This window comes from Bacteroidales bacterium (assembly GCA_013141385.1).
In the GTDB taxonomy this organism is placed as follows: Bacteria; Bacteroidota; Bacteroidia; order Bacteroidales; family Tenuifilaceae; genus UBA8529.
The window spans coordinates 229,008-254,562 of sequence record JABFRB010000002.1 but is presented as its reverse complement, the minus strand read 5'-3'; the positions used below and the strand labels follow the sequence as shown (position 1 = coordinate 254,562).

21 protein-coding genes are annotated in these 25,555 nt (G+C 34.8%); 11 read left to right on the top strand and 10 right to left on the bottom strand.

The genetic code is table 11. The features are described from left to right. Positions 1–324: 324 nt before the first annotated feature. The 6 genes from HOO91_02225 to tsaD form a co-directional block, all read right to left on the bottom strand. Complete coding sequence (locus HOO91_02225) at positions 325–915, bottom strand: MBL fold metallo-hydrolase (protein ID NOU16359.1); 591 nt, start codon at positions 913–915, stop codon at positions 325–327. Positions 916–1,145: 230 nt separating this feature from the next. After that, positions 1,146–1,658, bottom strand: coding sequence for a hypothetical protein (locus HOO91_02220; GenBank protein ID NOU16358.1), 513 nt, complete (start codon positions 1,656–1,658; stop codon positions 1,146–1,148). A gap of 199 nt (positions 1,659–1,857) precedes the next feature. Further along, on the bottom strand, positions 1,858–2,661 hold the full coding sequence (locus HOO91_02215; GenBank protein ID NOU16357.1) for an alpha/beta hydrolase: 804 nt from the start codon (positions 2,659–2,661) through the stop codon (positions 1,858–1,860). Positions 2,662–2,691: 30 nt separating this feature from the next. After that, complete coding sequence (locus HOO91_02210) at positions 2,692–3,720, bottom strand: bile acid:sodium symporter (protein NOU16356.1); 1,029 nt, start codon at positions 3,718–3,720, stop codon at positions 2,692–2,694. An 18-nt stretch (positions 3,721–3,738) separates the two neighbouring features. Next, entirely contained in the window at positions 3,739–5,148 is a 1,410-nt protein-coding gene (locus HOO91_02205) for a radical SAM protein (protein ID NOU16355.1), read from the bottom strand. A 43-nt stretch (positions 5,149–5,191) separates the two neighbouring features. Further along, positions 5,192–6,208: a tRNA (adenosine(37)-N6)-threonylcarbamoyltransferase complex transferase subunit TsaD gene (gene tsaD / locus HOO91_02200; protein ID NOU16354.1), complete on the bottom strand. Its 1,017-nt coding sequence runs from the start codon at positions 6,206–6,208 to the stop codon at positions 5,192–5,194. A gap of 484 nt (positions 6,209–6,692) precedes the next feature. Between tsaD and HOO91_02195 the strand changes: the two genes are divergently transcribed. Both HOO91_02195 and HOO91_02190 read left to right on the top strand, forming a co-directional pair. Beyond that, on the top strand, positions 6,693–10,877 hold the full coding sequence (locus HOO91_02195) for a hypothetical protein (protein NOU16353.1): 4,185 nt from the start codon (positions 6,693–6,695) through the stop codon (positions 10,875–10,877). A gap of 397 nt (positions 10,878–11,274) precedes the next feature. Beyond that, the gene (locus tag HOO91_02190) at positions 11,275–12,126 is read left to right on the top strand and encodes a TonB family protein (GenBank protein NOU16352.1); all 852 of its coding nucleotides are present in this window, start codon (positions 11,275–11,277) and stop codon (positions 12,124–12,126) included. A 256-nt stretch (positions 12,127–12,382) separates the two neighbouring features. Here the strand turns inward: HOO91_02190 and HOO91_02185 are convergent, their stop codons facing one another. Further along, positions 12,383–13,132, bottom strand: a complete 750-nt coding sequence (locus HOO91_02185) for a sulfite exporter TauE/SafE family protein (protein NOU16351.1) — start codon at positions 13,130–13,132, stop codon at positions 12,383–12,385. Continuing rightward, positions 13,132–13,635, bottom strand: coding sequence for a hypothetical protein (locus HOO91_02180; protein NOU16350.1), 504 nt, complete (start codon positions 13,633–13,635; stop codon positions 13,132–13,134). The genes HOO91_02185 and HOO91_02180 overlap by 1 nt, the downstream gene beginning before the upstream one ends. Positions 13,636–14,216: 581 nt before the next feature. Between HOO91_02180 and HOO91_02175 the strand changes: the two genes are divergently transcribed. The 5 genes from HOO91_02175 to HOO91_02155 all read left to right on the top strand — a co-directional run bounded on the left by HOO91_02175 (position 14,217) and on the right by HOO91_02155 (position 18,541). Then, positions 14,217–16,283, top strand: coding sequence for a hypothetical protein (locus HOO91_02175; protein ID NOU16349.1), 2,067 nt, complete (start codon positions 14,217–14,219; stop codon positions 16,281–16,283). A 5-nt stretch (positions 16,284–16,288) separates the two neighbouring features. Continuing rightward, complete coding sequence (locus HOO91_02170) at positions 16,289–16,828, top strand: hypothetical protein (protein ID NOU16348.1); 540 nt, start codon at positions 16,289–16,291, stop codon at positions 16,826–16,828. A gap of 249 nt (positions 16,829–17,077) precedes the next feature. Then, complete coding sequence (locus tag HOO91_02165) at positions 17,078–17,317, top strand: tRNA pseudouridine synthase A (GenBank protein ID NOU16347.1); 240 nt, start codon at positions 17,078–17,080, stop codon at positions 17,315–17,317. Between the two features lie 309 nt (positions 17,318–17,626). Beyond that, positions 17,627–17,848, top strand: coding sequence for a type II toxin-antitoxin system Phd/YefM family antitoxin (locus tag HOO91_02160; GenBank protein NOU16346.1), 222 nt, complete (start codon positions 17,627–17,629; stop codon positions 17,846–17,848). A 342-nt stretch (positions 17,849–18,190) separates the two neighbouring features. Further along, positions 18,191–18,541 carry a hypothetical protein gene (locus HOO91_02155; protein ID NOU16345.1) on the top strand — a complete coding sequence of 117 codons (351 nt, stop codon included), beginning with the start codon at positions 18,191–18,193 and terminating at the stop codon, positions 18,539–18,541. A gap of 95 nt (positions 18,542–18,636) precedes the next feature. Here HOO91_02155 and HOO91_02150 read toward each other — a convergent pair whose 3' ends face one another. Then, positions 18,637–19,917 carry a serine hydroxymethyltransferase gene (locus tag HOO91_02150; protein ID NOU16344.1) on the bottom strand — a complete coding sequence of 427 codons (1,281 nt, stop codon included), beginning with the start codon at positions 19,915–19,917 and terminating at the stop codon, positions 18,637–18,639. A 270-nt stretch (positions 19,918–20,187) separates the two neighbouring features. Beyond that, positions 20,188–21,963: a chloride channel protein gene (locus HOO91_02145; GenBank protein ID NOU16343.1), complete on the bottom strand. Its 1,776-nt coding sequence runs from the start codon at positions 21,961–21,963 to the stop codon at positions 20,188–20,190. Positions 21,964–22,217: 254 nt separating this feature from the next. Between HOO91_02145 and HOO91_02140 the strand changes: the two genes are divergently transcribed. The 4 genes from HOO91_02140 (at position 22,218) to HOO91_02125 (ending at position 25,539) form a co-directional block, all read left to right on the top strand. Then, positions 22,218–23,456: an insulinase family protein gene (locus HOO91_02140; GenBank protein NOU16342.1), complete on the top strand. Its 1,239-nt coding sequence runs from the start codon at positions 22,218–22,220 to the stop codon at positions 23,454–23,456. A 41-nt stretch (positions 23,457–23,497) separates the two neighbouring features. Continuing rightward, positions 23,498–24,790: an insulinase family protein gene (locus HOO91_02135; protein NOU16341.1), complete on the top strand. Its 1,293-nt coding sequence runs from the start codon at positions 23,498–23,500 to the stop codon at positions 24,788–24,790. Positions 24,791–24,896: 106 nt separating this feature from the next. Then, the gene (locus HOO91_02130) at positions 24,897–25,193 is read left to right on the top strand and encodes a hypothetical protein (GenBank protein NOU16340.1); all 297 of its coding nucleotides are present in this window, start codon (positions 24,897–24,899) and stop codon (positions 25,191–25,193) included. Continuing rightward, entirely contained in the window at positions 25,186–25,539 is a 354-nt protein-coding gene (locus HOO91_02125; protein ID NOU16339.1) for a DUF86 domain-containing protein, read from the top strand. Before HOO91_02130 ends, HOO91_02125 begins: the two co-directional genes overlap by 8 nt. Positions 25,540–25,555 lie beyond the last annotated feature (16 nt).

Here is a 25,555-nt window from a genome sequence, read left to right as displayed (position 1 = left end):
CAGACATCATAAATGGTTGATAGTTGTTCTTAAATCGAAATGATAGATCCTTCGCTCCGCTCAGGATGACAAAGGTTTCATTTTACAACTCATCATTATTAAGGAAAGGGATTGTAATTTCCAGAACATACTGTTTCTTGTCATGCTGAACGGAGTGAAACATCTAGTCTTTAGATCCTTCGCTCCGCTCAGAACCGAGTTTGCGAGTTCGGCGTAGCCAATGACACCTTACATTGAACTGACGTTAATGTACGCTTTATGCCTTTTCTTTAGCAGGCAGGTATTGGTAAAAATCCCTAATACCCTCATTGTTTATAGCGAATGTTAGGTATATGTGCTTTTTATTTCATAAACCTTTCCATGACTCGGATAAATTATTCTTGCATTTGCGCCTTTAAGTTTTATCCAAGTTTTATAATTTATAGAATCCTTATCATCAGCCAAATAATCAGCACATAAATCTCCAATAAATGCTTCGCCACTATTAAAGAGCAAAGTAATACTATCATCTGAGTGTCCTGGTGTAGATATTACCTGGGCTTGTAATCCCATCTTATTTAGAAAATCTGTTGATTTATCAATGCTCATGATGATATTATCTCTCATATTCAATTGTAAATATTCCCATTTCCCTATAGCCATTCTTTCCATTGAACCAATATGACCAATCTGTATATCGAACAAAATAAATTTAACTCCTTGTTCTTTTAATTCTTGAATTGCACCCGCATGGTCTATATGAAAATGTGTAACTATAAGGTAGTCTATATCACGAATTTTAAATCCTGTTTTACGCATTTCGCGACCTAAATCATTTAATTTATTAGGAAATCCAGAGTCAATCAATAATCGATGTGAGCCACTATCTATCAAATAGATGTTAATTGCATCTGAGCCTACATTAAAAATTTGCATATTCAAATTTGCTAAACTTCTTAGTCTACCTTTCAGATTTGCTAACTCGAAACAATACGCCTAACAATTATTAGCGATTCTTTGTTTTGATATCAAAATATCCAATTAATGGGTTTTATCACCAACATCATAATATCTTATTTTATCATAATGTCTTGTAAAAGTTTTGGTACAACTGTCGTATCGCATCTTTCTCTTGCAAATTGTTTTATTGAATCAAAACTATTCCATCAATTGAATACATACCAGCATATATGATTTCTTAATTTTTGGTCTTCAAGAACAAGTTCTCGAATATCATCAGGAAGTTGGTCTCGTTGCCATTGACATTCTTTTTGTCCCATTATATCCTTTTCATTTTCTTTAACCGATGCTCTAACAGCTTTAATTGCGTAAGCAGCAGCACCAAGTTCGTGTGCTGCAACGTGAGCTACTGCCACAGCCTGTCCTGCTGACAATACTGCAAACCGAGCAGCATCGGGCAATCCCTTTGCAACTGCATTTAAAGCAAGGGCAGTATTGTGGGCTTGTTTCATTGGTATCTCTCCATTCACCCATGCCCGTGTTAATTCGATAGCCTGTCTTGGTCGCTTATCGTTAGTATTGACTTGCTCAAAAAGGTGCAGTACATGTTCTGCACAAGTGGCGGCCCATAAAGCAAGTAAATGATGATTCGAATCTGTTAACACTCCTCCTCGTCTTATGGTTATAAATCGTGGGTCCCTCTCTTTTGGTAAAATCATTACTCAATACTTTTCATTAATCACTATTTTTTGTGGAAATAATAACCAACATATAACAGCATGAAACTTTGAAAATTTCAGGACTACAAACCTATCAACCAGCAAGAAAAATACGCCTGACAAACCAATTAAATCCCAATGTTTTATGACTGCATGTTGCACGCCTGTACTATTTATTCCATTTCTTTTTACTCCATGGTTAAAGCACTGTACTAATTGAACGTAAAAAGGATTTGACAATAGCCGTAAATTGCTCTGGCTGATCTAAGTGTACCACATGACCAGCTTCCCGGATTTGTTCAATCTGAAATCTCGGGTTAATACGTTGTAACTCTTCGGCAACAGCAGAGGAAACAACACCATTATCACCAAGTACGAGGAGGCTTGGAACATCGATTGCGTTCACTAACTGTCTATAATCGGGGTTTGGTGGCGTAAGAACATCGAAAGCACTCATACTGGTTTGAAATCGTGCTAAAGCGAATAGCTCAAGTATCTCCGTTGACCGATTAGGGTGTCTTGTCCGCGCTTCTGCCACCACCTCCTCCAATGACATTTTGAGAATTCGCCGATGCTGATCTGCCACATCGCTATCGCAAACTTTGCGTTGAACTTTTGGACTCAAGAACGTTGGATCCGCTAAGATTAGACTACGGAGTAGATTTGGTTTACGACTTGCCACTACGGCCGCAGTCATCCCTCCCATGGAATGTCCGAGCAGGATCGGAGGAGGAAGCCTTAAAGCATTTATCAAACCAGTAACATCATTTGCATGGTCATCATATCGGTATCCATAATCTGGTACACTCGACTTACCATGCCCCCTAGCATCCGGCATGATTACGTCATATTCTTTCTCCAGAGCATGTGCCAAATCTATCCAGCACAAGCCATTAGTCATTAACCCATGCAGCAAAATTAAAGGCTGTTTGTTTCCCCCGGTTCTTGTATAGTGTATGTAAATTCCGTTTGTTTCGCAGATTGCTGTACTCCAGTCGGTCATTTGTTGTCTCCAGTGTCAAATTATCAAATTTCATTCACCTCTCTTATCAATTCCCTCCTTCCTAGCCATTTTCTGAGCAATAATGCTCACCACCATTAGCTGTAAAGCATGATATATCATTAACGGGAGTAGGATTATTCCTGCCGCTGCTGCATTTGGGAAAAGTACTTTTGACATTGCCGTTCCATGAACAAGGGATTTTTTAGAACCACAGAAAACAGCGGTGATATTATTCTCTCGATTAAAATGCATGAACTTGCTAACTAAAAATATTATACCATAAACGAAAAAGAAGAGAGCCATCATGCACACTCCAAGTATTAAAATATCAGATACTCCGTGCCCACTGAACATATTATTGGAGAAAGATTCACAGAATGCGGTATAGATAATAAGAAGGATTATACTTTGATCGAAGTAACGCATTTTTTTACGATGCTTTTCAGCAAATGCTCCAAGTTTATAATTTAGGAGTATACCAAGCGTTACAGGTCCTAGGATTTGTAATATCAACTTGATAATAACGTCAGCTAAATCAAAACCCTGTGCGCTTGTGGTAAGTACAATTCCCATCCATAGAGGAGTAATGAAAACGCCTATTAAGCTTGATATGCTTGCATTGAAAATTGCTGCCGGAACATTACCCCCAGCAATTGATACCATTACTACTGCTGAGGATACTGTGGAGGGTAAAGCTGCAACGTAAAAGGCTCCTAACCAGAAAAGTTCATTTCCATTGGATCCAAAATATCTTTTTAATACCAGAATTAGGATGGGGAATAGAATAAACGTAGATAGCTGTATTACGGTGTGCAATCTCCAATTGCTAAGCCCCTCCCGAAGTTTCTTCGGGCTTAATCGTAATCCATAAAAGAAAAATATTAGCGAAACTCCATAACCTGTAATGCTCCTGAGTGAAAAATATCCTTTCTGTATTCCTGGCGATGGCCATACTGAGGCAATAATAACCATACAAATTAGAGCAAGGATAAACCAATCCAAGCCAACTTTTAGAGCCAATGACCGAAAACCCTTCCAGAAAACTGATATTCTCCTCATATTGTTAAATCGTCAAAATCAATTTTTAGTACCATTCCTAAAAAATCTTCGATAAACATTTCTAAGAAATAGATAGATATGGTTGCCAATTTTTCCCTTAAAGATAGACTGAGCCAGTTTAGCGGTATGCTTTCCTAAATCAAGAAGTAAATTCCGTTTATCAGTACTTAAAGCATGGTAGAATCCATTCTGAGTTACCAACTCAACGGCTTTTAGCCGATCTTCAAAAGGAAATTCTGGCGTATCAAATACAATTCTAGGATTTATGGTGTGATACTCCCATATAGGCTTATTGGTAAGCATTCGACCATGCGTGTTTGCATATTCCCATAATTGTGTATCCTTGTATGGCAATGCAGTGTAGAATTCTACCCCATTAAGGTTTGATGTTTTAGCATACTCAACCGATTCCTCAATAGTTTTTAAAGTATCTCCCGGATTTCCAATCATAAATTGCCCCATCACATCAATTCCGGCATTACGAAAGATTTGAATGCCATCGTATATCTTCTCACGAGTATTGCTTTTTGACATCAATTTTAAAACCTCGTTGTTAGCCGATTCCACGCCTATACAAACATTATAGCAGCCAGCACGTTTCATCTTCTTTGCTATAGCCTCAGAAATTCTTTCTATCCGAACAGATGTTGACCAAATGATTCCTATCTTTTTTTCAATCAAATAATCACATATTTTCTCAACCCGATCAAGGTCAATATTAAAACTATCGTCATTGAAAGAAAAGGATTTCATGGAATAATTAGTAGATAGATGCTCTATCTCTGCTATTATATTTTCGGCAGAACGCTTTCGGTACTTGTTTGTCCAAATAGAGTGCGAGTTACAAAAAACACACCTATGTGGACAACCACGTGTGGTTATCATCCGATGCTGTGCGTATAGACTCATTTTGAAAAGGCTATACATTGGGAATGGGATAGTATCTAAGTCTGCTATCAATTCTCTTACTGGATTTACAACAATCTCCCCTACCCTGTTACGATACATCAACCCGTTAATCTCCGATAAATTCTTCTCCCCCTTGAAAAAGCCTATCAACTCGGTAAAAGTCACCTCCCCCTCGCCATATACTACATAATCAAACGGAAAACCATGAAGCACTTCTTCTTTGACTGTTGAACAATGCGCACCACCAATTACAATTGGTGTTTTTGTCCATATGTTACGATAAGACTGAGCAAGTTCCACCGCCTCAAGAAAGGTTTGGCTTGTTGCTGAAATTCCAATAAAATCAAACGATTTATTCAGAAAATCTTTCACCTCATGAGTTTTGGCTACACGGGTATCCAGTAATTCAAAGTTTAAATCACTATAACTCTGTGATGCGTAAGAGGCAATATATCCAAGACCAAGGTGTACCGCTGGTTCCTTAATCTCTCTATTAGGGTTTATAAGTCCAATTCTCATTTTAAAACTACCTTGCCTTTGTGTTAAACCTTTATTTCTCAATCTACAATGGAAATCGTGCTAAAGGCATAACATCATGCCCAGAAAATTCCCCCTTTAGATATTTATAATAGCCAGCAATGGCAATCATGGCGGCATTATCTGTAGTAAATCTGAATTCAGGAATATACACATTCCATCCATTTTTAGCCCCAAGTTGTGTAAGAGCACCACGCAATCCAGAATTTGCAGAAACACCTCCAGCAATAGCAATCTCCTTTATTTTAGTTGCCTTGGCTGCCTTTTCCGTTTTCTCCAAAAGAATTGAGATTATTGTAAACTGTAACGAGGCACACAAATCCGCTTTGTTTTCTTCAATGAAATTGGGATTTTCTGCAATTCTATCTCGTAAAAAGTAAAGAAATGATGTTTTAAGACCGCTAAAACTAAAGTCAAGTCCTTTTTGAAGTGGTTTTGCAAATTTAAATGCAGTAGGATTGCCAATTGCCGCAAGTTTATCAATAACAGGACCTCCGGGGTAAGGCAAACCCATAATTTTAGCACATTTATCGAACGCCTCACCAGCAGCATCATCAATGGTTTGCCCTATTATCTCCATCTCAAGGAAATCACGCACAACTACCAATTGCGTGTGCCCCCCAGAAACGAGCAAACAGAGAAAAGGAAAAGTTGGATGTTTTAAAATACTTTTATCCTGAATAAAGTGAGCCAAAATATGACCTTGTAAGTGATTTATACCAATTAAAGGAATATTTTGAGCAAGCGAAAAGCCCTTTGCAAATGATGAACCAACCAGCAATGAGCCTAGAAGACCTGGGCCACGGGTAAATGCAACAGCGCTAATCTCGCTTTTAGAAATATTTGCTTGCTTTATTGCCCTATCAACTACTGGAATGATATTAGCCTGATGAGCTCGAGATGCTAACTCGGGAACAACGCCCCCAAATGCCATGTGAACATCCTGATTACTAATCAGATTTGAAAGCAGACATCCATCTCGAATTATGGCAGCAGAAGTATCGTCGCACGAAGACTCAATCCCAAGAATTACTACACTCATCGTTATTTTTTTTATACTTAACAAAAGAAATTGATAATAGCACCGACTTATTAAGTTAAATTTACTTTTTTTTGTACTTTTCGGGCATACTTTATGTAAAAACGGCTTTTAAACCAACAAAAGTATCAAAAAATTAGTTAGAATATTTGTTTGGGGAGTTAGCATCATACTCTCTATTATAATTTTCATCTGGCTTATAATTCAAAATAGCCAGGTTCAAACCTATCTTGTATCGCAAGCAACCAGTATACTTCAGGAAAAATTACACACCAATATTTCTATTGGCAAGGTTGACTTCCGTCTATTTAACAAAGTTTTACTTAAAGATGTTCTGATTAAAGATTTAAATAACGACACTCTCATTTCGGCAAAATCCTTAAAGGTATCGTTACAGTGGTTTAACCGAGAACAAAATTCTCTTAACATCAACTCCGTTTTACTCAACAATGCCCTAATTAACTTCAAAACCGATTCATTAGGTGTAATGAATCTTGATGATTTCCTTAATAAGATATCTCCACCTGATACAACAAAGACTACCAAACAAGAAGGAAAACCTTTTGGTTTTGAAATTAACAATATAAGTATTGAGAATAGTAGGTTTAGGCTAGCATCATATAAACCCGAAAAACTTGATTTTGGAATAAACTTCGAAGACCTTGACTTAAAAAATCTAAATATTGATGCCAAAGATTTTGCAATAAACAGTGATACTGTATCCATTTTAATTAACAGTATGAGTTTTATTGAAAAAAGTGGTTTTAGTGCAGAAAAGTTTAGAACAGAATTCAGCATGTGTAATAAGCACCTTTTTTTCGATAAGCTTAGAATTAAAGCCGAGGGCTCAAATCTCCAAATGCCATATCTTCACATGAGCTTTGATGGTATGGATAAGATGAGTAGTTTCATTCAGGATGTTAAACTTGACATGCAGTTTGAAAATTCTTTGGTTGATTCAAAAACGCTATCATACATTATCCCTTCCCTTAAAGATTATGGTTTTACGGCAGTACTAAACGGGTCAATGAAAGGGCCGTTGAGTGATATAAGAGGTAAAAATATCGTCATTACTACCGGGATTCAAACCCGATTGGCAACCAACTTTCATCTATCTGGTTTGCCAAACATCGAACAAACCATGATGATTATTGATGTTAAAGAATTCTCAACTTCATCAAAGGATATTGAAAGTTTTAAGATGACCAGTACAAATCAGCCGATAATTGAACTTCCATCGAATTTGAATGAGCTAAAGAAAATATCTTACAAAGGTAATTTTACAGGTTTTATCAATGATTTCGTTGCATATGGTAGTCTAACCTCAGCGGTTGGCAAACTATCACTTGACCTCTCCATAAAGCCCGATGGGACTCAAAACACAGAGTTTAATGGTAATGTTTCTACAATTAACCTCGATTTAGGGAAAATTGCAGGTACTAGTACATTAGGAAAAATCAGCCTGAATGCAAAGCTAAAAGGCACATCCGATAAAAAAGCCCAAATTAATGCCTACACCGATGCTACAATAAGTCAACTTGAAGCCAATAACTACAACTTCTCAAATATTAAAGTAAGCGGTACATTAACAAACAACACATATATTGGTTCCATTGCCCTCAACGACCCAAATTGCAAGTTGAATTTTCTTGGTAAGGTTGATTTTTCCGATACCATTCCTGTATTCGACTTCTCGGCTCTTGTTCCAAAGATAGATTTCGTAAAACTTAACATTAATAAAGCCGACTCAATCTCCCAAGCATCATTCCTCTTTACAGCAAAAATATCTGGCAATAACCTTGATAATAGCAAAGGGGAAATAAAGGTGATTAACTCATCCTATCGAAATCAAAACGGAGAATTTAAACTATCCGATATTACTATTAATGCTGATAATAATAAGGATAGTAAGGTAATATCACTCCAATCGGAATTTGCCGAAGGTGAGCTAAGAAGTAAGTACAATTATGCTAACATTCTTGATAATCTCCAAAACCTACTCTTTAAGTATGTTCCAGCTTTAAAAGGGGATCAGAAAGAAACTGTTACGGCAACTGTAGGTAATCCAGAATATAACGATTACATCATAAAGTTCAGGCTTAAAAAAACCAAGAAACTCACCGATGTTCTTGCGCCAAATTTTCGAATAGCGGAAAACACAAGTATCTTCGGAATCTTTAACCCCGATTATAAAACGTTAACCCTAAAAGTGAAGGTTCCCGAAATGTCAATTGGAACAAACACATTCAAAGATATTTCAATTGATGGTCAAACCAAGGATAGCCTTTTCGATGCAAGTATTACCGTCCCTTACATAAACCTCGGCGGATCAATTATTCGTAATATAAGCCTATCATCATTAACCAAGCTAAATAAACTCGATTTTACCTTTGGATGGGACAATAAGCAAACTCCAATAAACAAGGGTTCAATTAAAGCTATTGCCGATTTCAACCAATCCGACACAACAAAAAGGTCTATTGCAAAAATCAACATAAAATCATCGGAATTTATAATAAACGATTCGATATGGAGCATCACACCTAGCTCAGTAAATATCGATTCATCGCATATTGCTATTAATCAATTTAACATACACAACCAAAACCAATCATTCTCCATAACCGGCAATGTATCCAATAATCCATTAGATTCGGTTCAAGTAAATCTACAAAATATTGATATTTCAAACTTTAACTTCTACACAAAGAGTATTGGATATGATCTCGGAGGGCGTATCAATGGATTTGCCAACGTAACTGGAATATACTCAAATCCTACCCTCTTTGCCGATATCGGCTTAAACAAATTTGTGGTTAACAAACGGTTGGTTGGCGATGTCAAATTCTCAAGCACATGGTTTAATGACGAGAAAAGATTATCAATAAAACTCGATAATTTTAAAAATGATACATTAACCTTTGAAACCAAAGGAAATATATATACCGAAACTAATAAATTAGATTTTCAAATTAATATTTCTAAGATTTTATTAGCCCACTTTCAACCAATGCTCAATGGCGTAGTTTCTGGAATATCAGGGGCATTAAAAGGGAATTTAAGGCTTACAGGCACAACCGGTAAACCATTACTCAATGGAATTCTGAATATTGATAAGGGAAAGCTAACCGTCGATTTCATGAAAGCCCCCTACTCCATTGACGATCATATAGCCTTAGAGAACAGCAATATTGTATTCAAAGAATTCAAAATAGTTGATGTTAACAAACACAAAGCAACCGTAAACGGAAGTATAAGCACCAAATATTTTAAGGACTTTAACCTATACTTAAACATCAACCCATCTAATTTTCAATGTATTAACACAACCGAAAGGGACAATGAGCTGTTCTACGGAACTGTTTACGCAACTGGTTTGGTTGCTATTACAGGAAAACCAGATGATATAAACATGAACATTGCTGTTCGGACTGATAATAAAACCATTCTATTCCTTCCCCTCTCAAACAATGGAGAGGTAGCCGAAAATAATTTCATCACATTCGCCAATAATAACCCCGATGATATTTTTATTGAAGAGGCTACTCCAATCAAAACTGAAAGCGGTACAAAGATGAATTTAACCTTTGACCTTCAAATTACCCCAGAGGCTGAGGTTCAGATTATTATTGATAAAAAACTTGGTGATATTATTAAAGCAAATGGCTCGGGAAATCTAAAGATGGACGTAAATCCGAACGAAAGTATATTCAAAATCTTTGGAGATTATATAATCGAAAAAGGAGATTATCTTTTTACCCTTAAAGGGGTGATAAACAAGAAGTTTAAAATAGATGGAGGAAGCTCCCTTTCGTGGAATGGTGACCCTACCGATGCTACAATGAATATCAAGGCAATATATCAGGTCAGGACTCCTTTGAAAAATCTTTTAATTGAGTCGGAAAACACTGGAAAATACGATGCAAGAGTTCCCGTTAATTGCCAAATACTGCTTACACAAAAACTAATGGCTCCAGGTATAAAGTTCAACATCGATGTACCAAATGCCGATAATGAAACCAAAGGTCTTGTTGAAAGTGCTCTGAATACCGAGGATAATATCAACAGGCAATTCCTTTCGTTGCTTGTAATTAACAGCTTTATAGCACCTTCGCAGGATCGAAATAGCAATACCAGCAATACAGGGATTGGCACAGGCGTTTCCAACACTGTTAGTGAAATGCTTTCGAATCAGCTAAGTAACTGGATTTCTCAATGGAGCAAAACATTTGATATTGGTTTGAATTATAGACCTGGATCAACCACAAACAACCTAAGTTCCGATGAGTATGAGCTTGCCGTTTCCACTCAGATTCTTGATGATAGGGTTTCGATAAATGGTAACGTAAATATGGGCGCCAGAAATAATACAAACCCAATTGCTGGTGACTTTAACCTCGATATCAAACTTAATAAAACAGGAAAACTACGCTTTAAAGCTTTTGCCCGTTCAAATGATGAGCTAATAACAAATACCACAGCCCAAACCTATACTACTGGGGCTGGGATTATGTATAAGGAGGAGTTCAACAATTTAAATGATCTTCTTCATAGAATAAAAAATACTTTTAATCAGGAACCCGTTGTTATTCCGCTAAAGGAGATACAACAACCTCAAGACCAAAAGGATTCAACAAAAACCGTTGATACAGTTTCATTTCAGAGATTGTAACTACTCAGTTTTATATTTCATCAATTATTTTCTTTGAAAGTAAGGATTACAAGTTATTGTAATCCTTAAAGTTTAATTCCGTTGAGTTCTGTTGGGTTCACGCAAAGTCGCAATGCACGCAAAGAAAGAAAAATCTAAAGATTTTTCTCTTTGCGTACAAACCATATCTTCAGTTTGTATAATCTAATCATGATATTTCAGTTAATTTTAACTGTGCTTCTAATCTATCTTATCTTCTTTGCGACTTTGCGTGAGATATTTTTTTATTGCCGAATAATTGGCCGTTTGAATTATTACTATTTTGTGTTAAACCAAACAATAATAAACCTTTGGTAAACGTTTTTTTATTAATTTTCGGAAATATTTCAATAACATCACTTTTCTAAAAATTAAGACTATGATTGGAAACTCAAATAAACTACAAGGTTTTGCTGGAACAATTATAGTACACTCTATTGCCATTGCTCTTCTAATGCTACTAACTTTTTCAGCATCCCTTCCCGATGAAGCCAACGAAGGCCTTTTAATTAATTTTGGCAATAGCGAGGATGGTTCTGGTAAAATTGAACCAATGGTTAACTACGAAAATGCGGTAATGATTTCGCTCCCATCCCATACCAAACCTCCTAGAATTGATGAGAAAAAAATCCTTACTCAGGATTTTGAGGATGCTCCAACCATTGAAGCAAAAAAGAAAACTACCAAAAAAGAGATCAAGAAAAATACACCACAAAAGGTAACCGAAAAAACTACCACTAAAAAACAAACCGAGGAGATTAAAACCACTGAACCTGTAAAACAGCAAACTGTAAATAAGAAAGCTTTATTCCCAGGTAAATCCTCTACTGGGGGGACAACTGGCGAAGGTATAACTGGCAAAGAGGGTAACCAAGGCTCATTGGAGGGATCTCCAGAATCAACAAACCGTGTAGGTGGTGCTTCGGGTAATAACGGTATTGGCGATGGCAATGGAAAAGGAATTAATTATAATCTTGGTGGCAGAAGTGCCTTAAAGTTACCAAGACCTGATTATCTGAAGCAGAAACAGGGAATTGTTGTTGTTCAGGTAACAGTGGATAAGCAGGGAAATGTTACCAAAGCAGTTCCGGGAGTTAAAGGATCTACAACCCTTGATAACGATTTACTTAAAGCCGCAGAAAAAGCAGCACTATTAGCCAAATTTGATGTTAGCCCAAACGCTCCAGCGTACCAAACAGGCACTATTACCTATATCTTTAAACTTCAATAAGTAGATTATTATAATTCGTTTTAAATGTTGATATTTTTAGATATTCAACAGACCAATGTTTATAGAATGAGGCTGTCTAAAAAATATTTAACTTCGTTGAGTCCTTCGGGGTTCACGCAAAGATCGCCAAGTTTTCGCAAAGTTCGCTAAGTATATTATTCATTATATCAACACTTTGCGTTCTTAGCGTTTTTTCTTTGTGGCTTTGCGTGAACTAATTTTGACTTTTCGGACACCCTCCACTAAGGATTTATTACTAAAAGAACAACATCTTTATTGCAACCGCAAGTAACGTAACCAGCAAAAACCATCTTATAAAGCCAATCCCCCTCGTTACAGCTACATGCGTTGCCAACCAAGCACCAAACATACTTCCAACCCCAAGAACAATTCCTAAAAAGTAATCCACCTGTTTGTTTATTATAAAAACAGCTAATGCAACAATGGTATAAACCAACACAATTAGAACTTTAATGGCATTTGCCTTAAGCAAATCGTATCCTGCACCTAAAACCAAGCCTGCCAGAAGAAAGAAGCCAACGCCAGCCTGTATAAATCCACCATAAAAACCTATTGCAAAAAAAATTACAAATCGTAAAAAGTTAGGTTTTGCCTTAGCAACTCCAACCTGCTCGTTCACCCATTTTTCAGGTTTATAGAGTATTACAAAAAACATTACAACTAGTAATCCTCCAATTATTCTATTCATCAACCTTTCATCCAATTCAACGGCAAGGATTGAGCCGAATAACGCCCCAATAGTTGCGGGAATTGTTAGCCACAAACCATCCTTCCATTCAAAAACCTTTTTCTGTTTAAACTCTCTAACCCCAACAATGCTTTGGAGGAGAATTGCAATCCGATTTGTTCCATTTGCAACAGTAACTGGAAGACCCATGAATATTAGCAATGGCAAAGTTAGAAGTGAACCACTGCCAGCAAGCGTATTAATAAAACCCGAAATAAAACCAACAAGAACAACTAAGAGATATATAAGCCAATCCATCATTTCAATTTTTTTACCTTTTTGGTATATTTAATTAAATCAACCTTTTGGTATTCGATATTTTTAAACTCACATAGTTTAATTAGAGATTCTTTAATCTCAACCACTTTACTATAGGGTAACCAGTTAAGCTGAACCAACTTTCGCCTCCCTGATTTTTTATAGAATGCAACGTAAGCCGGCCCCAACTTAACCCTTGATACAACATCCCATAGAATAGCACTTTTAGAGCCTTTTAACGAGCCAAACTTATATTCAAAACAAACCTTATCCGCCTTAACAAAAAGCGAGGTCTTATAGGTTACCCATGCATAGTATAGGTAAAGGGCAAGGTACAGCCCTGCTACCAAAAAGAACCACTCCAACGAACTCCTAAAAAACATAAAAATTGAAAGGGATAGTAGCATAAATCCCAAACAAATAGCTGCACCGAATATCAAAAGTCTTCGAATTCGTGGTTTCTTGCTTGATGCTTCGTTTAAATCCACATAGAAGGATGTCATCGGTTTAGTTTTTTTGGAAATAAATTCTTTAAATATACAGATTTACCAAAGGGTTTAGCAATAATAGTACAAAATCAAAGGTACAAAATTTAGGGGGTTATGGCATTTATAACCTTCTGCTATTCGAATTATTGCCTTGTAATATTTTAGTCACCTACTTCAGTTGATTTATAACTAATTTCTTTATGCCAACCTAAACTGTTGAAATAATGTTGGTTATTTTGAAAATTATTGTTTAGTTTTATAAAGTAAACTTTATCACAAAAAATAGTTGTTAGAAACTAGAATCATTATTGCAAACAAACCAATAAAAAACCAATAATTCTTTAACGAACATTGAAATTTCAAATATAATAGAATGAAAAATAACGATAATAATCCTAATAAGGTTAGTGTTATTACAATCAATTTCCTATATAAACAAATAAAAAAACGGGGACTAAATAAAGCACACAATACAAAAGTTAGGGCTTAGGAGCAATATGCAATTTCACCACCCATATTACGTAACCTGTGGTAATTTAGTAATTCAGTTTTTTTACGCCGCATTACCTTCAATTGCTAATCATAAAATTTAAAACATGAAGTTGACAAAAAGATACATAGCAGATGATTATGCTTTATCTGAGAACTCATTTTGGTCAAAGCATATTCAAGATTTCTTTTTTAATATTCTATCAATTACACCGACTATAGATGAGAAATACTTAAAGTATTCAGATTCCTTCCACTATACATTAAACACAAAAGAGATTGAATATTATCAAAATTCATATATTCATATTGGAATAATTATTAATCGTGACGAAAATTCAACCGTTTATGACTATTTTAATGATACAGAATTAGTTATTTGCACACGAGAAAAAGATTTACTTGATTATTTAATGAAAATTGACTCTAAACTTTTAATAATTCTGGGGAAAGTTGGATGGGGAAAGACAACTCTACTGCAATATTTCTTTTTTTATTTAATTCAAAAGAGTGAAAAACTAACAAAAAATATTTATCCAATTTTCATTTCCTTACACAGAGAAATTAATGAACAAATTAATCAAAAAGGTGAAACTTTTAGTATAAAATCGTTTTTCTACGAGAAATTACTTGTGCCAAGGTTGAAAAAAATTTGTGAGGAAATAATTGATATAGAGAATGATAAATTTTGGGATTATATTGTAGATTTTCCTGATTGTGTTGATTACAAAAGGGAAGTAGGAAATTATTCGAAGATTTTTAAAGACAATCCTTTGTTAGCCCATAAAAATATTTTGCAACTTAGGGCTACATATCAAAAAATTATATCCGACATTTTATTTTATGCATTAAAATATTTATCTAACGAATTGCATAAAACTCCTGTCATAATAATTGATGATGCAGATAGAATAGATATTCAATGGAATAAAGATATACTGGAAGAGTTGCATAAACTTTCTCATAAATATGATTTTAAAGTAATTTTTGCCGCTCGTCCTAGTACTTTTCATGGAGTATTTAAAAACGACAACCATCTTATGGAAATTATTAGTCCAACAATAATGGATTTAAAAAAGCCTATTTTAGAACTGTACATTAACTCTAGAAAACAAAGGATACTCCAGTTTAAAAATGAAAACACTGGTATTGTAATTAAATATGATGATAATCAAATAGATAAATCAAAAGCAATTGAGTTTTACATAAAAATGACAGAACTAATTGAGAAAAATGAAAATTTTTCATTTATCTCAAATATTTCTTCTGGTGACATTCGTAATTTAGGTAGATTACTACGCAAATATTATAGCACTGGATTTGTTAACTACAATAATATCTTTTTAAGATTTGTTAATGAAAGCATAACAGTTTTACCTGACTGGCTTCTTTTTATATCAATAATAACAAATAATTACCATACATATTTTGGAGGGAATAGAGAATCAGAACGATCTGAAGAGTTCATTATTAATCTTTTTGCAAGCAGGAACCATACTATCACATCTCTTTTTATGAAGATTCAAATATTAAGTTATTTAATTATAAATGAATCTGTTGATCTCAGGTTATTTAGAAATGAATACATAAACCTATTTAAGAAAGAGCATAAACCTAGTATTTTCAGAAGTTTTAACAATTCAATATTATCATTAATAAATTATAGAATTATTAATACGGAAGAGTTTTTCTCAATCGACAATGAACAAAGTCTGGAAAAAATAAAAGAGATTTCTATCGAGCCGACAGGTCGTTACTATTTTGAAAATCTTCTATCAAATTTTGAATATTTGTCATACATGAAGGATGATATTGACTATGATATTGATGTCACAATATCCGATTGCATTAACACACGTGGTTTTATTGAAAGATATAAATCCATTATTGCTTTTATTGACTATTTGTTTAAAAAGGAATCGGAAATGATAAATGGTTTCACAAGAATTGGTTATGAAAAGTATAGAAATGAATTTATTATAAAGTCAAACCCAATATCATTTACTCAGTTTATTGCTGAAAAAATACTTTTAATCGCTAAGGAAAAAGTAAAAAATTTGAAAGGTGACAGTAAAAATACTTCTGAGTTGTTGACTAGAAATAATACTTTAGAGAATAAAATCAACGCTATCAAATCTTTTTTTGAATTATCAGTCGTTAATTCGCAAAAATAATTTTTATGGAAAAGAAAATTCTCATGGGTTCCTGTATATTGATAATTGTTCTATCTTTTATTCCATTTTTTTGGATTGAAAAATTATCATTTGATTTATCCGTTTTCACCGAAGAATGGTATAAAGCATTGATTAACCTTGGTTTAATTATTTTAGGTTTTTTTCTTTTTGACTATTTAATTGACAAAAGCAAGAAGGATGATACAAATAAATTAATTGTCCATTTTGAATCAAAACTTTATACACAAAAAAACTCTTTGAAGGAGTTACTTAAATCAGAATTAGATAAAAGTGAACTACTTATCTCTATTTTGCATTTTAAAGTACTAATTAAAACTATTAATATAAATCCAAGTTTAACATCAAAATTTATTGACTTATATATTGTTTTCTATGAACAGAAAGTTGAATCATCATTTGAAATATTATTGAAGTATTCTAAAAACGAACAAATTGAAACTTCCGTTTTAAATAATTCTATTCGTAATATTTGTGAATATTTTAAAAACATTGAAGAAAATTCTATGGTTAATCGAGGGCGTTGATAGGTAGTAAAAGTCGATCAGATTGGCTTTCACACCGCTATAATTCAATGTCAATTTTGGGATTTGCCAAGATGATTTTATTATTTCAGTCTTCGTCTGAAAAATATCTACTTGTTCCCATTCTCCATCTTTCTCAAAACTTCGGCAAATAGACCTAACTGACCAAGACAGGATTATAATATTGCAGTAGTAGATGAAATTTGGAAACGCTATCCCTTTTTACTTATTTTTGTAAAAAAGAAGATTGCTATGCATACCCTGAGATTAAGAGTAAATGATAGGATTTACGATAAGTTTATATGGCTTCTTAGTAAATTCAATAAGGATGAAATTGAGGTAATTCCTGAAACTAATGATTTTACAAAAAATCAAAAATATCTGGCTGGTGAGCTAAACGAAATACTAAACGGTAAAGCCAAGTTTGTTGAAATGGAAGAGGCTGAAGAAAGGCTTGAAAACATCATCAAAAAAAATGAAAATCGTATTTAAGGATACATTTTTACATAGACTAGAAAACCAGATTGAGTATATATCACTTGACAGTCCTTCAAGAGCCAGAAAATTCAAATCCGATTTATTGAATAGAATCAAAGAAATCAAATCCCTACCAATACAGGAAATCAATCTGTTTTGAAGAAGAAACCATTAGAGATTTAATTTTTAAAAGCTACACAATTGTGTTTCGTATAAATGAGGAAAATATTGAGGTTTTTGGTTTCGTAAAGTTTCAGAAAGAACCAACAGACCAAAAGAAATAGACAAATAACTCTACTTGAAAAATCAAATTGCCTTAAAGCTATGTTACCCGTAACAATTTCTGCTTTCAAAAAAAATATAAAGCACTACCTTGATAGGATCACTAAAAATTCTGAAACTTTGATTATTAATCGGGGTAAGGATAATGGAGTGGCAATAATGTCTTTGAATGAGTACAACTCTCTTTGTGCAACACAGCACGAACTATCATCTAAAATCAACGAAAAACGACTTGATTCTGCAATTGAAAAATTAAGAAATTGAATGCTGGTAGCAATTCTACCTCTGCTCTATTGAGATCATTATTTCAGGCTTCGCCTGAGAAATCTATTTGCACCTCCCATTAACAATTTCCAAATTGTTCCCTTTCTCCATCTTTATTGAAGCCTCGGCAAGCCTATTGTTACTATCCTTAACTGATTTCAGTAAAGCTAGCTATAAGCACTCATTACCAATTAAACCCTTTAAAAGAGTCAGTTTTAACATTCAATTTTATATCAGTATACCTAATTTTGATGAGAAATCAGAAACAGCCTTAATCTTCGGCTTAATTTTTTTGGCTTAATCAGTATTTAACTTAACGTATCATTTAACCTTATAAAGGTAATGTCCATTAATAGAAAATTAGCGGTAAGTAATATCTCATTCCTTACCATTAATAAATCTTTAATGATAAGGAATGCTCCAATAATGATTATTAATGAACCTTTAATGATAAGTAATACCCTATTAGGGATTATTAACGAACCTTTAATGGGTAGGAATAGCCAACTAATGATTATTAATGAGTTCTTAATGGTGAGAAACACTCAATTAATGGCAAGGATTGTTCCATTACTGGGAAGTAATGCTCCATTACTGGCAAGGAATGCTTCATTAATGATCATTAATAAACCTTTAATGGGAAGGAATGCTCTTGGTGCTGACGTGAACTCCAACGTAGATATCCTCTTCTGAGCCTTGAGGAAAAGGCAATAAATTAACTGCTGACATGGACTTGCAATTTGTAACAGTAACAAAAAACCCCGACCAAAAGTCGGGGCTTAACTTTTTTACCAAGCAAAAAGCGGAAAATCCATCATCAGCTTATTCACATCAGCACGAACATCATCAATCACCCTCTGATCATCGCAATTTGAGATTACTCGATCAATTAGTTCAACAATCGTTGCCATGTGGTTTTCTTTTAAACCTCTGGTTGTAATTGCTGGTGTTCCAACACGAATACCTGAGGTTTGGAATGGTGAACGGCTATCGAATGGTACCATATTTTTGTTAATGGTGATATCGGCTTTAACCAAGGTATTTTCAGCCTTTTTGCCAGTTATATCAGGGAATTTGGTACGAAGATCGATTAGCATCAAGTGGTTATCGGTGCCACCAGATACTACTTTGTAACCTTTTGCCATAAATGCTTTTGCCAAAGCAGCAGCATTCTTTTTTACTTGCATTTGATACTCCTTATACTCAGGTCTTAAAGCCTCACCAAATGAAACAGCTTTAGATGCAATAACATGCTCAAGCGGGCCACCCTGAATTCCTGGGAATACACTACCATTCAGCACCTGCGACATCATCTTAACTTCTCCTTTTGGTGTTGTTAATCCCCACGGATTTGGAAAATCTTTACCCATTAGGATAATACCACCACGAGGGCCACGAAGTGTTTTGTGGGTTGTAGAAGTTACAATGTGTGCGTATTTAACTGGGTTATCAAGCAATCCTGCAGCAATTAAACCAGCAGGGTGAGCCATATCCACCATCAACATTGCGCCAACCTTATCGGCAATCTCACGCATGCGCTTGTAGTCCCATTCTCTGGAATACGCTGAAGCACCACCAACAATAAGCTTTGGCTTATGCTCAATGGCCATTTTCTCCATCATATCGTAATCAACAAGACCAGTATCCTCCTTAACCCCATAGGATACAGCCTTGTACCATAATCCCGAGAAGTTTACAGGTGAACCATGCGATAGGTGACCACCGTGCGATAAATCGAGGCCTAAGAAGGTATCTCCAGGTTTTAGTACAGCCACAAAAACAGCCATGTTTGCCTGTGCGCCTGAGTGAGGCTGAACGTTGGCGTATTCTGCACCGAATAGTTCTTTTAGCCTATCAATAGCAATTTGTTCGGTTTGGTCAACAATCTCGCAACCACCATAATATCTGGCACCAGGGTAACCTTCAGCATATTTGTTTGTTAGGACAGATCCCATTGCCTCAAGCACTTGGGGGCTTACAAAATTTTCGGAAGCTATTAGCTCTATACCGTGCATCTGACGTTGACGTTCCTTTTCAATCAGATCAAATATTTGAGTATCTCTTACCATGAGTTATTTTTTTAATTTGAACGCAAAAGTAAGGCTTTTGAACGGGGAAAAAAAAATATTTCGATTTGAAATTCAGAATCCTCACGCAAAGTCGCTAAGCCGCAAAGAGACTCAAAATGTTGAAAATTTAATGCGAAATGTTTTAACAAAATAAGCATTAGATGTTATTAGATTAAATCGCTTTGAGTTTGATAAGAGTTCGGAACTCTTTGGTTGAGTCCTTTAGTTTTTTTTGTGAACTTAGCGTCATTGCGAGAAATAACAAATTGATTACTCCTCAGAGAATTGAACTAAAATATCTCTATACGCTGAGAATATCTTGGATTTAGACACAAATCCCACATATTTATCCTTATCTAAAACAGGTAAATTCCATGAATCTGTTTCCTCAAACTTTCGCATAACACTATCCATAGACTCATTTAAAGTGATAAACGCTGGGGGAATTGAAATATAATCTCTAACATAAGTACTATCATAAAGTTCTGAATTGAACATGATATCCCGAATCTCATCAAGCAGAATAATTCCCATGAATTTTCCATTATCATCAAGCACTGGGAAGATATTTCGCTTCGATTTGCTTATAACATTAATAAGCTTTCCAAGAGTATCGTTGGGATTTACAATGGCTAAGTCGGTCTCAACCAGATTACTAAGCTGGAGAATGGTTAGAACTGCTTTATCTTTATGATGCGTGATTAGCTCTCCCCTAGCAGCCAATTGTTTTGAGTAAATTGAATGTGGTTCAAAATAAAGTATTGTGATAAAGGATATCGTTGATGTAATCATTAATGGAATTAGGAGAGCATAACCACCTGTTATCTCCGCAATAAGAAAAACCGCAGTAAGGGGGGCGTGCATTACACCTGCCATCATGCCAGCCATACCAACCAATGCAAAGTTACTCTCAGAAACGTTAATAAAGCTGAATTGATTAATCAACTTGGCAACAAAGAATCCGGCAACACCTCCCATAAATAGGGTTGGTGCAAATGTACCCCCAACCCCACCAGCCCCTGTTGTTGATGCTGTTGCTATTACTTTGGTTACCAAAAGCATTAACAACGCAATGAGTAACAACCAATAATCGTTCTGAAACGAAGCAAATGGGCTGCCTTTGAATAATTCAGAAGAACGCCCATCTAGCAGTAACTGAAGGGTTTTATATCCCTCACCATAAAGGGGAGGGAAAACAAAAATGAGAGTGCCAAGAACCAAACTACCTATTATCCATTTTTTGTAGGGATTGAGTATTTTTGAATAGCTACTCTCAACTTTTATAGAAAAACGGATGAAATAAGCAGAAACTAATCCGCAAAATAGACCTAAAACAATAAACCAAGGGATATTGTGCAAGTAAAAAGGTCGTACCACTTGGTAATCAAAAACTACACCTCGACCCAACAAAAAGAAAGATACAGAAGCCGCAGAAACCGCCGATATCAAAAGAGGAACAATTGAGGACATTGTTAAATCGAGCATTAGAACCTCTAAAGTAAACACCAATCCTGCAAGGGGAGCTTTAAAAATAGCTGCAACTGCACCTGCTGCCCCGCAACCCACTAAAAGGGTTAGCGTTCTGTAGTTCACCCGGAAAAATTGTCCAATATTCGATCCTATTGCTGAACCTGTTAGTACAATCGGAGCTTCTGCTCCAACTGAGCCCCCAAATCCAATGGTTATTGTGCTTCCTACAATTGAACTATAGGTGTTATGTCGTTTAATTTTACTGCCTAATTTTGATATCGAAAAAAGAACCTTAGAAACTCCATGTCCAATATTATCCTTAACAAAGTACTTAACGTACATGATCGTGAGAATTATTCCAATACCCGGCAAAGCCAAAAAAAGTAAGTTGAATGAACCTTCGTTAATAATTTTTTGAAGCAGATTAATTAGAAAATGGACAGTGTTTTTTAGCAAAACGGCGGCCAAACCGCTAAAGATACCAACAATAAAACTCAACAGAAGTATCAATCGCCTTTGACCAAGAAAGCGACTAAAAATTAATAGTTTATGGGAAAGATTATGAATATATCTCATTGAGAAAGGATCTGCGCCTCAAAATTACGACTAATTTATTTAACGCTGATAAATACAAAATTAAAAACATCAATTTGTTTGTTTGAACTATCAATAATAGTTGATATATTTATTAGAAACAGAGCAAAACAACTATATTTGAACCATTATTGTTTGATAGTGTTATATATTTGGTTCTCTTATTATTCATCCACATTTTTCTCTATAATAGCAATTACTATTTCTAACTTTTAATTAAGTAGCAAACTCAAAGAATGGTTGAAGTTGAAAAGTTTTGTCTTGAGAATGGCTTACGAGTTGTTGTTCACAACGATAATAGCACACCTATTGTATCGTTCAACCTACTTTACAATGTAGGTTCAAAGGACGAGGATCCTGAACACACAGGATTTGCACATCTTTTTGAACACTTAATGTTTGGAGGCTCAATTAATATTCCAAAATTTGATGATCCTCTTGAAAGAACAGGAGGCGAGAACAACGCATTTACCAATAACGATTTCACAAATTACTATATAACCATACCAAAAGAGAACCTAGAAACCGCCTTTTGGCTTGAGAGTGATAGGATGCTGAACCTAGCATTTTCCAGGAAAAGTCTTTCTGTTCAAAAGAATGTGGTTTTAGAAGAGTTCAATCAACGCTACCTCAATAAACCTTACGGAGATGTATGGCATTTACTTAGACCATTGGCTTACAAGGTTCACCCATACAAATGGCCAACCATTGGGATTGAACCACAACATATTAAAAATGCAACTCTCACCGATGTTAAAGATTTCTTTTATAAGCATTATGCGCCAAATAATGCTATTCTTACCATTACTGGACCTGTAACAACTAAGGAAATTCTTGAATATTCGAAAAAATGGTTTGGTGAAATTGAAAAAAGGCCCATTCCAATACGCCAAATACCTAAAGAACCTAGGCAAACTGAGCCGAGAATACTTGAGGTTGAGCGAGATGTTCCTTTTGACTCTATCTTTAAAGTTTATCATATGTGTGATCGTAAACATGCCGATTTTCACACTACCGATTTAATTTCGGACATTCTATCAAATGGAAAATCGTCCAGGCTTTACAATAAACTAGTTCAGGAACAAAATATCTTTAGCGAAATTAATGCATATATCACAGGAGATATTGACGAAGGTCTTTTTGTTATAACAGGAAGACTTTATGAAAAAACCTCCTTCCAAGTTGCTGAGTCTACAATAAACGAAGAATTGGATCAAATTAAAAACAAATCGTTTGACAATTACGAACTGGAAAAGGTTAAGAATCAATTCGAATCAAATTATAAGTTTGGTGAAGTTAACCCACTAGAAAAAGCTATGAACCTTGCTTTTCACGAACTTTTAGGAAAAGCCGAGGATATTAATCTTGAAGTAGAAAAATATCGAGAAGTAACCCAAGAGAAAATTAAAGAAGTTGCTTCAACCCTATTTTCAGATAATAATTGCTCAACATTATTCTATAAAGCAAAAAAGTAAAATCGCCTTTTAGTATAGATTGATTTTTCAACAACAAGCAAATGTTAAATAGAAAAATAGCCCCAATAAGGCAAATTCCCGATAAAATAGTAGTAACAAAAGCGGATGAAATTATTCTTCCAAATGGTATCCGCTTGCTTTCAATAAATGTAGGCTCTGAGGATGTTTGCAAAATTGATTTACACTTTTCGGCAGGTTCAAGATATCAAAGCAAACCTGCAGAATCCAGAGCTGCAATATCTTTACTAACAGAAGGTACCAAAAATCTAACATCACACCAAATTGCCGAAAAATTTGATTTTTATGGTAGTTTTTGCGAACAAAATAGCGATAGGGATTTTGGTAAAATTTCCATGTTCTCTCTTGGTAAATTCCTAAACGAATCTCTTGATTTACTTGAACAGGTTATTAAAAGTCCTATATTCCCCGAAAAAGAGGTTGAGACCTATAGAATTAAAGGGAAACAATCGTTAATAGTTGAACTAGAGAAAGTAACTACACTATCAAGACAAGATTTTTTTAAAGGGTTATTTGGATTCAACCATCCATACGGATTTTTTGCTGAACCCCAAGATTATTTGAATATACAACGCTCCGATTTGGTAAATTTCCATCAAAGTCACCTCACATCTAATCTTTGCACAATAGTATTATCGGGAAAAGTTGGGAAAACTGAAATTAATGATGTTATTAATCATTTTGGGAAAGAAAAATGGGGTAACGAACTAACAAATCTTGAAATCTTACCCAAAATAACGATACCAAAACAAAGGAAACATTTTTCACATAAAGAAGATGCTTTACAATCGGCCATTCGAATAGGAAGAATACTCGTTGATCGCAAACATCCCGATTATTCCGCATTAGTAATATTAAATACTCTGCTTGGTGGGTATTTTGGATCAAGGTTAATGAAGAATATTCGAGAAGATAAAGGCTACACCTATGGAATCTCCTCTACAATATTAACTCTCAGAGAGTTTTGTGTATTTGTAATCGGAACAGAGGTTGGGGCTGAGTACACTTCCCCAGCTATTAAAGAAATATATTTTGAGATTTCCCGTTTAAGAAATGAGCTGGTAAGTAACGATGAACTTGATTTAGTTAGAAATTACCTTTTGGGAGAACTGCTCCGATCTTTTGACGGCGCTTTTACAATTGCTGATACCTTAATAAGTTTATTCGAATTCAACAACTTAGATTACACTTTCTTTGAAAACACAATACATACTATAAAAACAATTACGCCAGAACAATTAATGAAACTAGCAAATAGCTATCTTCGTGAAGATGATTTGATTGAGTGCGTTGCAGGGTCAGTAAGTAATATTTGAAACCACAATTATTAGCGAATCATTATAATCCAAAGTTGATCTCGGATTAATTAGTAAATTTGTAACAGAATAAATACTGATTAACAAAAGGAAAAATCTAGTATTCATGCTGAAAAAAGAGGGGCTGATAAAATATCTATCTGAAAACAAATCCTGCTTCCGAGAAAAACATTTCGTGGATAGGATGGCCATCATAGGTTCTTATGCCAGGGGAGACTATGATAGCAATAGCGATGTGGATTTGATAGTCTATTTCCTTCCAGAAGCAAAAAACCATCGAATATTTAAAATATATTACAACCTCCAGAATGATTTATCAAGCCATCTTAATAAAAATGTTGACATTAGAAAAGTTTTACCAGCTTTTAAGAATATAATAGATAAGGAGGCGCTTTATGTTTAAACAAAACGACATAGCAAATCTTAATAACATTATCTGGGCTATTGAAAAAATAGAAAATAGCCTGAAAAGCGTAACCTCAATTGAGGAGTTTGCTCAAAACGAGGAAAAATTTGATTCTATTATAGTTAAACTCATGAGTATTGGAGAATCTGCCGATAAGTTAAGCCAAAAACTAAAAAGCAAATTCCCAAGCATTGATTGGATGGACATGTATAGGATGCGAAACATAATTACTCATTCCTACCATAGCCTTGACGAAAGTATCGTTTGGGATATAGCGTTAAATGAACTCCCCAATGATAAATTTAGATCATTGCCATTCTTTCTGAGGTTGAAAAGAAATTAAACTAAAGGGTAATCAT

Bases quoted from the DNA above. Each gene is read 5' to 3' on its own strand.
- HOO91_02195 (NOU16353.1), top strand. From the start codon at position 6,693: ATGAATCTTGATGATTTCCTTAATAAGATATCTCCACCTGATACAACA.
- HOO91_02170 (NOU16348.1), top strand. From the start codon at position 16,289: ATGGAAAAGAAAATTCTCATGGGTTCCTGTATATTGATAATTGTTCTA.
- HOO91_02225 (NOU16359.1), bottom strand. From the start codon at position 915: ATGCAAATTTTTAATGTAGGCTCAGATGCAATTAACATCTATTTGATA.
- HOO91_02155 (NOU16345.1), top strand. From the start codon at position 18,191: ATGTCCATTAATAGAAAATTAGCGGTAAGTAATATCTCATTCCTTACC.
- HOO91_02145 (NOU16343.1), bottom strand. From the start codon at position 21,963: ATGAGATATATTCATAATCTTTCCCATAAACTATTAATTTTTAGTCGC.
- HOO91_02125 (NOU16339.1), top strand. From the start codon at position 25,186: ATGTTTAAACAAAACGACATAGCAAATCTTAATAACATTATCTGGGCT.
- HOO91_02135 (NOU16341.1), top strand. From the start codon at position 23,498: ATGTTAAATAGAAAAATAGCCCCAATAAGGCAAATTCCCGATAAAATA.
- HOO91_02215 (NOU16357.1), bottom strand. From the start codon at position 2,661: ATGACCGACTGGAGTACAGCAATCTGCGAAACAAACGGAATTTACATA.
- HOO91_02220 (NOU16358.1), bottom strand. From the start codon at position 1,658: ATGATTTTACCAAAAGAGAGGGACCCACGATTTATAACCATAAGACGA.
- HOO91_02185 (NOU16351.1), bottom strand. From the start codon at position 13,132: ATGGATTGGCTTATATATCTCTTAGTTGTTCTTGTTGGTTTTATTTCG.
- HOO91_02205 (NOU16355.1), bottom strand. From the start codon at position 5,148: ATGAGAATTGGACTTATAAACCCTAATAGAGAGATTAAGGAACCAGCG.
- HOO91_02165 (NOU16347.1), top strand. From the start codon at position 17,078: ATGCATACCCTGAGATTAAGAGTAAATGATAGGATTTACGATAAGTTT.
- HOO91_02210 (NOU16356.1), bottom strand. From the start codon at position 3,720: ATGAGGAGAATATCAGTTTTCTGGAAGGGTTTTCGGTCATTGGCTCTA.
- HOO91_02175 (NOU16349.1), top strand. From the start codon at position 14,217: ATGAAGTTGACAAAAAGATACATAGCAGATGATTATGCTTTATCTGAG.
- HOO91_02180 (NOU16350.1), bottom strand. From the start codon at position 13,635: ATGACATCCTTCTATGTGGATTTAAACGAAGCATCAAGCAAGAAACCA.
- HOO91_02140 (NOU16342.1), top strand. From the start codon at position 22,218: ATGGTTGAAGTTGAAAAGTTTTGTCTTGAGAATGGCTTACGAGTTGTT.
- HOO91_02160 (NOU16346.1), top strand. From the start codon at position 17,627: ATGTTACCCGTAACAATTTCTGCTTTCAAAAAAAATATAAAGCACTAC.
- HOO91_02130 (NOU16340.1), top strand. From the start codon at position 24,897: ATGCTGAAAAAAGAGGGGCTGATAAAATATCTATCTGAAAACAAATCC.
- HOO91_02150 (NOU16344.1), bottom strand. From the start codon at position 19,917: ATGGTAAGAGATACTCAAATATTTGATCTGATTGAAAAGGAACGTCAA.
- tsaD (NOU16354.1), bottom strand. From the start codon at position 6,208: ATGAGTGTAGTAATTCTTGGGATTGAGTCTTCGTGCGACGATACTTCT.
- HOO91_02190 (NOU16352.1), top strand. From the start codon at position 11,275: ATGATTGGAAACTCAAATAAACTACAAGGTTTTGCTGGAACAATTATA.